Raw genomic sequence first — 12,428 nt, forward strand, 5'->3', positions numbered from 1 at the left:
ATGATAAACTATCGTTTATGTAAAATATAATAGAAATATCCCGAAAAATCATTAGACATAATTCATAAAGAGAAATATGAATTTTGTTTAAAATAAACATGAAAACTCTATTTTACTGTATAATAAAAAAATGAAAATTTTATAGATTCATTAATTAGTGGGGGAGATATGTATATGAAAAAAGTGGAGGATTTGTTTATTCTAGATGTCTTTCAAGATGCGAAAATCCTTGCAGGTCATTCAGGTTTAATTAGAAATGTAGAATCCATGGAAATTTCTGAGACACCTGATGTCCTTCATTATTTAGCAAAAAATTCATTTTTGTTAACTACAGGATACGCTTATAAAGATAACCCTAGAGAATTATGCCAACTCATTTCGGATATAAATGAGCTCCCCTGTGCCGGGATGGGGATTAAATTAGGAAGATTTATTGATACATTACCTCAAGAGGTTATAGACCTTGCAGATAAGCTGCAATTTCCAATTATTCAAATCCCGGTTTCTCTTACTTTAGGGACGGTGGGACACCAATTATTAGGATTTTTATGGGACAACAAAACCGAAGAACTATTTTATGCCATTCATGTTCATAAAAAATTTACTGATATGATGATGAAAGGATATACATTGCAATCGCTAATCAAAAACCTTGGTCTCTATTTAAAATGTCCGGTTCTTCTGTTAAGTCCATTGGGCGAGGTTACTGCTTCCTCGGTTCATTTCCAAAAGGAAAACATGAAACTAATGCAAGCACACGTAGAGTCCTTATTTAAAAATAGTTTGGAAACCTATCAAAACAACAGTGCCATTACCATTAATCACCCAGATGGCAGCGAGACTGACATCACATTGAATGTGTTTCCTGTTAAAACCACGCATCTATTTCCATATTTATTAATTATATTTAATCCGGAACAGCTTCATTATCCGTCTTCCAAGCTAGCAATTGAGCAAGCATCGACGGTCATTTCTTTTACCTTAATTAAAAATGAGGCGATTAAACAAAACAATCGCGTATTAAAAAATAATTTCTTTGGGTCGCTTGTTGATGGAAAAATTCCTTTAAAGCAGGAAATTATTCACCGTGGAAAACAATATAATCTTTTAGAGAATGCCAAATATTTATCGATTTTGTGTAAAGTCGATAACAATAGCGAGAACTACTTTCAACAAAGTGATGAAGTACTTAACCAAACTTATGACTTTTTATATGATTATTTAGAAATCGCAATAACCAAGTTAGGGATTCAAAATATTTTTTTTATAAAAGATACCTATTTTGTAATCTTGCTCCAATTTACATCGCCATTTGATGATACTTTGAAGGATTCGATTCGAACAAGTTTAGAAGAATTCCAGAAAGAAGCTTTCGATAAATTAAAAATTTCGCTTTCTTTTGGGATTGGGAACTTTGTAAATGACGTCACCTCTATCCCTACCACCTATTCAGAGGCAGTGGAAGCATGGGAAAATGGGGCCGAACTTTTTCAAAAAGAATTTATTAGTTTTTATGAAACAAAACAAATTCAAGAATTGATTCGCCTAATCCCAAAAGAAGAGTTACAAAAATTTTATGAAAATACATTACGGTCCTTGGCATATCCCAAAACAAAGGATGAAGAAGCCCTAGTCAAAACGATGGTTGTGTTTTTAGATAATAACTGCGAGATAGCAATCACGTCAAAAAAATTATTTGTACATCGTAACACCGTTAAATATCGAATTGCAAAATGTGAGGAAATTCTAAATTATTCTATAAACACACCAAATGATTCTCTCCATTTAAGAATGGCACTATTAATGAGGTCGATGTTCCATCCCCTGGGAAGCTAGTCTTTTTTTAAATGTTTTCTGAAATAACAGCTTGTAGTTCCCGGCAATAAAAGATTCTGATCACTATTCGGAATGGACATTAATACAAGCACATAGTAATTTATTGAAGGAATGATTAATAAAGAAGAAATGAACAGGCGGAAAAACTCGAAGCTTCACATAAAGAATTGCGGAAAAAGAACTTGCTCACGTTTCAAACGAATTACTTGACGTCAAATTGAACTACTAGAAGAAGCCCGTTAACGATTTGACCCTTCCGACCCTTTGATTGAATGTATTTATTACGACAAACAAGACGGTAATATTTCTTTAATTCTTCTAAACCCTGCTATTGCAGGGTTTTTCTTTTATACTTTAGAAAAGTTTAACTTCGCTAAAAGATCAAAGTATATTGCCATAAGGACTCGACGGTAAGCCGAGTTTTTCTAATATAATTTGGTTGACTTTAAATATGTTTTAAATAAGGACTCTTTGACTCTACCAGCCAATTGTATTCATTCAATTGTCGGTCATGTTCTTAATATTCATTGTAAAAGTGTACCAATTAAAAATAATAAGTTTAAATATAAGGGAAAAGAGTTATCTGGTATGTTGAGACATCCTTTTTGTGCTGCTGAAAGTTAGCCATTTAGCAACAGAAAAGATATAACAAAGGTGGTTGTAAGATGTTTCTCTCCATCTTTTTAAACCTTTTAGTTGGGCTGGTTGGTGTAGTAGTCATTACCCGGCTGCTCGGCAAAAAAGAGCTCTCTCAGGTAACACCGCTCGACTTCGTTTATGCTTTAATTCTAGGGTAGAGGATGCCATTTATGATTCACAAGTACAGTTTTATCATGTTCTGTTTGCGCTGTCTTTGTGGGGATTGATGATTTGGATAGTCGAAACGATTACTCAAAAATTCGATAACCTGCGAACACTAATGAAAGGAAGCAGTTCTATCCTGATTGAAGACGGAAAAGTAAATACAAAAGCATTAAAAAAAGCCAAACTGGAAATGGAACAGCTTCGCACTCTCCTGAGAATGCAAGGCATTTTTTCTCTGAGGCAGGTCGAACATGCCGTCTTAGAAACGAGCGGAATGGTCAGCGTGATGGAGAAAGCTAGAGAAGAACCAGTCTCTAAAGGGGACGTGCTGGAAGATTATGAGAAAAATGTACCTACCTATTTAGTAGTGGAAGAAAAGGACATAAATGATCGGAATTTAAAATTAATGGGCAAATCCAAGGAATGGCTGTTAGATGAGTTACAAAAGCTCAACTATCATTTAGAGGATATTTACTTTGCAGAGTGGAGTAAAACAGACGGTTTTTTTATACAATCCTATCAGGAAACATCCAAAGAGAAATAAAAATTTAAATAATGTTAAAAATTTACGGAGGGGGCTGTTCTATTATTAAGGGCAGTCCCATCTAAATTCTAGTAACCCCTGATACCTTCCAACAAACTTTTATGGGGCCATACATTTTTTTATCACTGCTGCCTCATTAGCGGGAGTAATTTTTGTACGTTTTATTTATATTATAACTGTCTTTGTCTTTCATTTCGTTGCGCAGGGTAGAGTTATGGATTAGTTTTAAGATAGGGCGTACGGTGAGAGTAAAGCTGGCAAGTAAATAAGCAACATTTCCAAAATTGGCTGTGGCTTGAAAAAAATTCAAGCAGCTTCCTAGGACAAATAAAAAACCGATGAGGATATCATTCAATGTCGTGATCAAGCGATATCTTTTTCGAAAAAAGACTCGGAATCTACCTGCTTTTATATTCACATAGTGTTTCTCATCTTTTATGGCCGGCATTTGTTCATCACTCCTTTTCACAAAATATGGTAATTTTCAGCTTGGATGTAAACATACTTGCCATTTCTGCTTAGATACGGGAGTCAACTTTTATTTAAGAAAAACCGGCTTGCAGCCGGTCCTATGGCGGATGACGTAGTTTTACTTATACTTTAATTCTTTAACACAGTTAAACATTCCTAAAGTATAAAAAATGGGTTGCTTTTTCATCTAGTATAGGAGAAAAAACCCCCTCATTTTTTAATGAAACCAGTATTAGCTTTAACTTCCCCTTTAAAGTACCGACTGCCCCCTCACTCATCTCCATAAATTATTTGTTAAGATTACTCACCCTCCATTGGAACTTTTATCCTTTTACACACATAATTAAACCGGGTTTTATCCAAACTTTTTTAAAGGAATACTTTTTTGTTATTTTTCTGATTAAAACTTTTATGCTTCTAACCAAATAAAGCTGCCAGCAGGATGCTAAGCAGCTCTTAACTGAAATTATTTTGTTATCTTTTCTAATTCCCGACTTACAGCTTCACCGACTTCTGCGGTTGAACTGCCGCCTCCCATATCTGGTGTGAGCGTTTCGTTCTCTGTCATTACCTGTTCCATCGCCTGTAATATTCGTTTTCCCCAATCTTCATGGCCAAAGAAATCCATCATCTGGCTCGCTGACCAAATCGCTGCAAGCGGATTGGAGATTTGTTTTCCGGCAATATCCGGTGCGGAACCGTGAATCGGTTCAAACATAGAAGGATATTCTTTTGAAGGGTTAATATTGGCCCCAGCTGCTAAGCCCAAGCCTCCTGCAAGTCCGGCTCCGAGGTCTGTTATAATGTCGCCGAATAAATTGGAAGTGACAACGACTTCAAAACGGCCCGGGTCCTGAACAAAAAACATACTTGCTGCATCCACCAAATAAGAATACGTTTTCACATCAGGGTATTCTTTTCCTACTTCATCAAACACTTGGTCCCAAAACACCATTGAATAATTTAACGCGTTTCCTTTACTAATGCTTGTCAGTGTTCTTCCGGAACGACTCGCCTCTTCATAAGCATGGCGGATAATCCGCTCGGTTCCTATTCGTGAAAAAACGCCAGTCTGTAATACAACTTCTTCTGGCCCGTAAATTAACATACTGATCAAAGCTCTTTCGAATTTTTAAAAGCAGTTCCCAAAGAGAGATATGATCCGGTACACCAGGATAGCCGACAGCTCCCAAGTAAATCGCATCAAATTCCTTCAATTGATCAATACCATCGTCATCCATCATTTTCCCATGCTTTGCGTAGTATTCACAGCCCCACGGAAAGGAAGTAAATTCAAAACGAATGCTGCCGTCTAGCTCTGCTGCCTTGTTTAACACGTTCATTCCTTGTTCTACCACTTCCGGCCCGATCCCGTCGCCGGGGATAACAGCTATTTTGTGTTTGCTGCTCATTATGTATAAATCCCCTTTCCTGAAATGTCTCCAATCCTATTATACACAAGTTTTCAGAAATGACAGGGCTTTCTTTATATAGGGGTGCAGGGTTTTGGACGAAGGCAAGGAATGAACAGCAGGAGCAGGTTCCGTACGGTGCGGATCCTGGTTCTGTTATTGCACACCAAACAGCAAAAATGACAGAAAATAATGGAATCCCTGTCCATTTCCACTTCCCGTTCAAAAAAGGACAACCAGTATACCTGGGTGTCCTTAATCCGAGTAGGAATGGCGCTTATCAATGGTGCCGTCCTCTTTATAAATAACGGCTTCAGTCCCTTTATTCTCTGCTACTTCTTTTGCACGTTCTATCGCATCCGGTTTTTTATCATACACTTTGTCTGGCTTTTTGGCTCCTTTTGCCTGTACCGCCCAGCCGTCTTCATGAGAAACAACCATTTCTGCTCGGTCAAGAAGCTCCGGTCTGTTGTCATATTTTTTACCTTCTTCAGATCGTTCGGTGGGATCTTCCTCTACCATAAATTCCTCAATTTCATCTTTTGAAGCGTTATCGTGCCATTCTTTAGCCTGTTCGGTGGCGATTGGGATAGCCCGCCCTTTATCATAGCCTTCATCCACCATGGCATTTGCAATGTCAATCGCTTTTTTACGAACTGCTTTATCAAGATTTTTCAACGATGATGGATAATCATTCATGGTCCATGGCATACTATTCTACCTCCTCAGGGTTAGCCCAATTCATAAAATCTACACTATATTTGATATAACCAGTTTTCACATATATAAAACGTTATCCTTTTTTCATTATTTCCCTATCTCCATACGAATTTTCAAAAAACTATTGATGGAACCATTTTCTTTAAGGGGAGAAAAACATGAAAACAGCTTGCTTTGCAAAAGCAAATTCCACAGGTCTTCTTTGTAGAAGTGTTGAAAAGACAGCATTAAAATTCTCGCTTAATCTTTACGAAATACAAGCTGTATCACCTAATAATCAATCTACTTCTAATTCATTACCTGTTTTTCAATTCCGACTTCTTTAATTGAAAAAAGACCCAGTCATACTAGATGCGACTAAGGTCTTTTCAGGGTCAATTTTTAAGCTTTCTCCATAAAGTAGAGCGGTTGATTCCAAGACGCTCTGCTACTTTGGTTTGGTTATAGTCTTCCTCTTTCATGACGTGTTCAATAATATCATGTTCTAGTTCAGCTAGTGTTTTGTTCGCTGGAATGTCCATGGTGGCATACTCATTTTCTGATTCATTTGTCTTCAAATCCGTGCGTGTTATATACGGACCGTCAGATTGTTTGATAGCGTTTTTTATAATAAGACGTAAATCATTTAAATTATTTTCCCAGTCTTTTTCCTTCAATGCTTTGTATGCCTCATCATTCAGGCCTATAATTTGTTTTCCAAACACTGCATTGTATTGGGCAATATAGGGTAAGGTAAATGTTTTTATATGTTCAAATCTCTCGCGCAGTGCTGGAATGGTTAATACTTGTTCGTTTTGAAATACGGTATCCACTACATGACGGTCTTCTGCCGCGAAAACCAATACAGCCCGGCTTTCAGCAGCTAATGCAAGCCAGTGTTGTATTTGTGCTGGCTCAACGTATTCCCACCCTTTTATATAAAGGACGCCATTGTTTACTTTTATGGTTTCTTGAATCAGTAACAAACTATCTTCACTAATGGATTCTCGTATGGTTATTTCTTTTTTAGAGGCGGAGAAATCATAGAGCTCGGAATGAATCGCAGAAGCAATGGTTCTTTTGCCCGTGCCTTTTTCCCCAACAATGGCGAGAGATCGAAACTGTTTCACTGTATCGATCACTTCAGGAACGTCCATGCCCTCTGGCAGAAGAATATGCTGAAAAGAGGTTATCGTCGTTTCTAATGGCAGGACCGCCAAATCTGTCCGATTGATAGAGAAACGCCGCTCTTCTTCGAGCTTTATATAAAATAACTTCTCCCCGTTTTGGTGCAATTGCTCGCCTTGGGCTTCCCATCTTTTATTAGCAAATACGACCCACTCATGGATTTGGCCTTCTTTCATAAGCTTCACCCAGACGTCTCGTAATTTTTTCGGCCACTTATCTATTTCGGCTGTCAGCAGATAGTCTTGCAGAAAATGAGTGCCGGCATGGTTTTCAAACGTAATTTCCCCTTCTTCGTTAAATAATACCAGGGGTTCTTTGACGTTATGCAGCAGGTGCTGAAAACCTTGAAGTATTTGCTGCTGCCTATGCATTAAGTTTGCGGATGTTTTAGCCTGTTCCACCGCTTCCTCAATGGCTTCTATCCCTGAATTAATTAAAATACCAGTCATGCCCAGCCTTTCTGCTTGCCGAACGGTGATTGTGTCTCCTATTACTGTCGACACGCCGCGTGTTTTGGCATCTTGAACGACTGGCAGCACTTCTTCTGAACTATATATGGTCGTGTAAGGAATATGAATATTTAATATATCCATCATTTCTTGAAAGCCGCTGCAAACGTTAGGGAAACCTATAAGCTCCACGCTCTCACCCCATTGTCTGGCCATCATAATCAGTCTTAAAATATCATAGCCAGACACACCGATTTCAATGACCGGCAATGTCGTATGTTCCCGGATAAGCTGAGCGGTACCCCCACGACTAATAATCGTTTGGAAGCCTTCTTTCTCCATTTCAGCTAAAGGCGTTAGTGCTTCTCGTAAATCCCCAGTTTCCACGCGAATGGTAAGATGGTTATTATTCACTTCTAGAGACTTTGCCCTTTGAGCCATCCCTTCATAAGGAGCGATTATTCCTATTTTCATTCCATTCTCCCCTACTATTCATTCATATTGTGGTCATTATAACGAATAATTAGAAGGAAAAGGAATCACCCTCTTCCTTTTCCATTTTCAGGTTATCGATTGTTTTGGTGCCAGTTCTGCTGCATTATATATAGCAGCTACCAGACTTTGATGATCGGCAATGTTTTTGCCTGCGATGTCAAAAGCCGTTCCGTGATCTACCGACGTGCGAATGACTCCACCATTAAGGCCTACTGTAATATTGATTCCAGCTTCAAGCCCTAGCACTTTCACGGGGCCGTGGCCTTGGTCGTGGTAAGCGGCTACAACGATGTCATAGTCGCCGCGGGCTGCTCGGAAAAATAGAGTATCTGCCGGGCTAGGCCCTACGACATTGATTCCTTCGCCTTGCGCTTTTTCAATACCAGGAACCATTTGGTTTTCTTCTTCCCCATATCCAAACAGTCCGTTTTCTCCTGCGTGAGGATTAATGCCGCATACAGCAATCGAAGGATCTTCGTTTCCAGATGCTTTTAACGTCTCGTGCGCAAGCTTAACGACCTCATACGTCCGTTCCGGCGTAATACTTTCTATCGCATCTTTTAACCCTACGTGTGTTGTTAAATGAATCACTTTCAGGTTAGGAGCGGATAACATCATTGAATAGTTGTCTGTATTCGTTAAAGAAGCTAAAATTTCTGTATGCCCCGGATATTTGTAACCGCCTTTTTGCATTGCTTCCTTATTTAAAGGAGCTGTACAAATAGCGTTGATATGCTGATCCTTGGCAAGATTAACCGCTTTTTCTACAAACAAATACGCATGCTTCCCAGCTTCTGCACTCACTTGTCCTTTTGGAATGTCCTGGGACATATTCCCGACCTGTAAACAATTTAGGGTACCCGTTTCAAACTGAGCTTCTTCTACCGCTTCGACTTTGTTTATAGATGCGTCTATATTTACAATCTCGAGGACTTGTTGTAAATAAAACGCGTCTCCAATAATCAGCGGCCGTACTTTTTCGTACAGATTGTTTTCTAAAAGCGCTTTTACTATGATCTCCGGCCCTACTCCGGCCACGTCGCCCATAGTTATACCGATAATTGGTTTTGTGCGCATCAATATAATACCCCCCTCTCCGATTTTTCCAAAGCATGTAAAAATACGTCTTTTCCCCCAAAACCGCCTGCTTTTGTGATGACAAATACAGGGTCATCCTCTTGGGCTTGACCGATGGGGATTCCATTTTCTAATTCGTCAATCAGTTTTAATTGATCCCATTTATTTTGCCTGCAGACGGCTTTTGCAATATCGCCGCCTGATAAAAAGTACCATTTAAATGCAGCGGTAGAACGTAATTGCTTCACTAAGTTTCCGAGTGCATTTGCAATTTCTCTGGAAGCATCTTTTATTTCCATGTTTCGCTTTTTCAACGCATGCTGTAAAGACTCCCAAGTATCTTCGTCATACAATGTATATAGCACTACATGCTTTCCATTTGCTCCTTTTTCGAATTGCCGTTTCACGTCATTCCATGTCTCTGTGTAATCAAATAACAGCGAGGTCGGATGCACGGCAATATGGCACATGTTGTCAGCCTTTTTCAACTGCTCTAACTGCAATCTCGTCACTTGATTAATGCTTCCAATCGTAAACAGAAACCTTCCTGCTTCCATTTTCGTTTTATCCGTCTCATTTTTTTCTTGGGATAAGCAAGCTTTCGCCACAGACGGCATTAATCCTGCCGACCCTGCCCAGGAAAATCGGTATGAAGAATTGGTTAAAACTTGAACAACTCTCTCGATATCTTCATCTTTCTTTGCATCAAAGGTTATATAGCGTTTGTTTTCGCCATCGTTTTTTTTTAAAGCGTCCTTCCACTGCTTATCCGTCCAATCAGGCGAGCCGTGCCATAAATCGTGGGCAGACTGCCTATTAATGATCGTTTTGATCGAAGCGGTGTCAAAAGGAGGACCAGGATAATTTTTAATATGGCTTCTATCTAATGGTTTATCTTTTACGTACAGTTCCCCGTTTTTTACAAAACGTCCAGCAGAAGGATAGGCTGGGTTGATAACAATGAAATCAGGTGAGCATGTATCGTAAATAGCGTCGAGCTCTGCGCCGATGTTTCCCCGCATGGTAGAATCTATTTTTTTATAGACAACGTCGGGGAGATACTGCTGTACCGTGTTCATGACTTGCTTTACTTTATGGTATGAAGCCATCGAGGCATCTGCCCTTGAATCTGTATCTACAACAACCACTTCATGTTTATGAAGGCCTTTTAAATCTCCATCTACTAGGACGGTCGGATTATACCCAACATCCAGTAACTGCACCCCTGAATCATTTGCTCCTGTTAAATCGTCAGCTATTATACATAAATCCATTCGTTCACCCTCCCCCTATCCATATATTTCAATTTCTCTCTCAATTTAGAGGAGCAAACGACGATAGATCATTTCAATCTCTTCGACACTCATTTGCTTAGGGTTATTATCCATTAACCGCTTCACGTTGGATGCTGCTACGGCAAGGTCTGGAACATCTTCTTCTTTTACACCGTAAGCGCTTAAGTCCTGCGGGATTTCCAGCTCAGCTGTTAACGACCGAATGCTTTCGAGCACATCACTGGCATTGCCGCTTTTCGATAATGACGTTTCCTGTGCAATTGTTTCCAAACGTTCTTCAACAGAATCATAGTTAAATTCCATCACGTGCGGCAGCAGCATAGAATTAGCTACCCCATGTGTAACACCAAACGAACCGCCAATCAGATATGCCATCGCATGAACTGCTGCCGTTCCAGCTGCACTTAAAGCCATTCCGCCAAGCATAGAACCTAGCAGCATATTTTCTCTCGCCGTTTCATTCTTGCCGTTGTGGTAAGCTTCCAAAATGTTATCACTGATTAATTTCATGCTCTCCATCGCAAACATGTCACTAAGAGGATTGGCTTTATTTGAAATATACGATTCTAAAGAATGAGTAAATGCATCCATTCCTGTTGCTGCTGTAATAGACTTAGGAAGCTCCAGCGTCAAGGATGCATCTAAATACACTTGCTGCGGAAGAAAGTACTGGCTTACAACCCCAACTTTCAATTCTTCTGCTGGCAGCGTTAAAATAGAATTCGGTGTCACTTCTGATCCCGTTCCTGAAGTCGATGGGATCAGAACCATTGGAACACCCGGCTTTTGTATTTGTTCAATGCCCATCATGTCCCGAACGGACTGCTCATTTGTGTGGCATACAGCAAAAAACTTCGTTACATCTAATACACTGCCTCCGCCAATGCCAATCATCGCGTCATATTGGTCTTGGTTGATTTCTTCCACTGCCTCTTCCACATAATGAATGGTAGGTTCTGGCGTAACATCCGAACGAACCGTAGATGTAACGCCAGCACTTGATAACGCTTCTTGCAGGGTATCAACATAGCCGAACTTCAACATAGAAGGCTGGGCAATAATCAACACATTCTTGATATCTCCCGGAAGCTGATGAATATTATCTTTAATCGTTTTTAGGGCTCTAACCCCAGTAAAAATCCGGTCGGCACTGCGAAATTGATAAAAGTTCGTCATCCTTATCTTCTCCTTTCCAAATTTTACGTCGTAATGTATGGCTCGTATTGTTTTAAAACTTCCCGAAGCTCTTCTTGAATGTCACCGGACACGCGGTGGACTGGTTTTCGCGGCGCCCCGATATCAATGCCTAATTGGCAAACCGCTTCTTTAAACACTGCAGGTGTAGTGGCACGCTTTGACAACGTTCGGATCGGTAAAAGGGCTTCCTGGCATTTTTCTGCCTCTTCGACCTTGCCATTTTTCCAGTTGTCGTAAATCGAAACAACCAATTCCGGAACCATATTGGATGTAGCAGCCACACCGCCATTTCCGCCAGCTTTTAATGTGTCGAGAATCAATGAATCTGCGCCTGATAATACGGCAAAGTTTTCTGTCTGTTCGATGTATTGTTTAATAAGGTTAATATCACCGCTGCTGTCTTTAATGCCAATGATGTTAGGAATCTTTGATAATCTAGCAACCGTTTCCGGATCCACAGAAACATTGGTGCGCGATGGCATATTGTAAATCATGGTTGGTATGGTAACGCCTTCTGCTACGTCCCGGTAATAGTCGTATAACTCTTCTTGAGACGGCGGGTCAAAATAAGGAGTGATCACCGATAAACAATCCGCCCCCAAGCTTTCCATTGTTTTCGAACGCTCGATAACTTCCCGCGTGCTGTTTCCGCCTGTCCCTACAATCACTGGAACTTCGCCGTTTGCTTCTTCAATCGAAGCTTTTGCAACAAGCTTTTTCTCTTCTTCATTTAATACATGAAATTCACCATTTGTCCCCAGTACAAATAATCCATTCACACCAGCATCTAACACGTGCCTTGAGAGCTGGCGCAATTTGTTTTCACTCACGTCCCCGTTTTCATCAAACGCCGTTAAAAGCGCCGTAATCACACCGTCTAAATGGACTTCCTTCATACCCGTCTCCTCCTAATTATTTACAAATTATAAGTTCTCTTTTTATTTTGATGTACAGTGTTTTT

The 12,428-nt window shown here is 39.8% G+C and carries 10 protein-coding genes and 1 pseudogene; 3 read left to right on the plus strand and 8 right to left on the minus strand.

Features of this window, described 5'->3' with window-relative positions; genetic code table 11:
* Positions 1–174: 174 nt before the first annotated feature.
* The 3 genes from CEF16_RS14205 (at position 175) to CEF16_RS14210 (ending at position 3,184) form a co-directional block, all read left to right on the plus strand.
* Positions 175–1,836, plus strand: a complete 1,662-nt coding sequence (locus CEF16_RS14205) for a PucR family transcriptional regulator (RefSeq protein ID WP_170031957.1) — start codon at positions 175–177, stop codon at positions 1,834–1,836.
* A gap of 665 nt (positions 1,837–2,501) precedes the next feature.
* Complete coding sequence (locus CEF16_RS24900) at positions 2,502–2,633, plus strand: hypothetical protein (RefSeq protein WP_281259177.1); 132 nt, start codon at positions 2,502–2,504, stop codon at positions 2,631–2,633.
* 68 nt (positions 2,634–2,701) lie between these two features.
* Positions 2,702–3,184: a DUF421 domain-containing protein gene (locus CEF16_RS14210; RefSeq protein WP_091587021.1), complete on the plus strand. Its 483-nt coding sequence runs from the start codon at positions 2,702–2,704 to the stop codon at positions 3,182–3,184.
* A 136-nt stretch (positions 3,185–3,320) separates the two neighbouring features.
* Here CEF16_RS14210 and CEF16_RS14215 read toward each other — a convergent pair whose 3' ends face one another.
* The 8 genes and pseudogenes from CEF16_RS14215 to dapA form a co-directional block, all read right to left on the minus strand.
* Entirely contained in the window at positions 3,321–3,632 is a 312-nt protein-coding gene (locus CEF16_RS14215; RefSeq protein ID WP_091587022.1) for a YrhK family protein, read from the minus strand.
* 489 nt (positions 3,633–4,121) lie between these two features.
* Positions 4,122–5,067 (minus strand): annotated as a pseudogene (locus CEF16_RS14220) (isocitrate/isopropylmalate family dehydrogenase).
* Positions 5,068–5,322: 255 nt separating this feature from the next.
* Entirely contained in the window at positions 5,323–5,778 is a 456-nt protein-coding gene (locus CEF16_RS14225; RefSeq protein WP_091587023.1) for a DUF2188 domain-containing protein, read from the minus strand.
* A 383-nt stretch (positions 5,779–6,161) separates the two neighbouring features.
* Positions 6,162–7,877, minus strand: coding sequence for a sigma-54-dependent transcriptional regulator (locus CEF16_RS14230; RefSeq protein WP_091587024.1), 1,716 nt, complete (start codon positions 7,875–7,877; stop codon positions 6,162–6,164).
* A gap of 87 nt (positions 7,878–7,964) precedes the next feature.
* Positions 7,965–8,975 (minus strand): 4-hydroxythreonine-4-phosphate dehydrogenase PdxA, encoded by a 1,011-nt coding sequence (gene pdxA / locus CEF16_RS14235; RefSeq protein WP_091587025.1) that lies wholly within the window; start codon positions 8,973–8,975, stop codon positions 7,965–7,967.
* The gene (locus CEF16_RS14240) at positions 8,975–10,249 is read right to left on the minus strand and encodes a four-carbon acid sugar kinase family protein (protein WP_091587026.1); all 1,275 of its coding nucleotides are present in this window, start codon (positions 10,247–10,249) and stop codon (positions 8,975–8,977) included. The genes pdxA and CEF16_RS14240 overlap by 1 nt, the downstream gene beginning before the upstream one ends.
* A 45-nt stretch (positions 10,250–10,294) precedes the next feature.
* Positions 10,295–11,446, minus strand: coding sequence for an iron-containing alcohol dehydrogenase (locus tag CEF16_RS14245; RefSeq protein WP_091587027.1), 1,152 nt, complete (start codon positions 11,444–11,446; stop codon positions 10,295–10,297).
* A gap of 23 nt (positions 11,447–11,469) precedes the next feature.
* The gene (gene dapA, locus CEF16_RS14250) at positions 11,470–12,363 is read right to left on the minus strand and encodes a 4-hydroxy-tetrahydrodipicolinate synthase (RefSeq protein ID WP_091587028.1); all 894 of its coding nucleotides are present in this window, start codon (positions 12,361–12,363) and stop codon (positions 11,470–11,472) included.
* Between the last annotated feature and the right edge of the window lie 65 nt (positions 12,364–12,428).

It is taken from the genome of Alteribacillus bidgolensis (genome assembly GCF_002886255.1).
In the GTDB taxonomy this organism is placed as follows: Bacteria; Bacillota; Bacilli; order Bacillales; family Marinococcaceae; genus Alteribacillus; species Alteribacillus bidgolensis.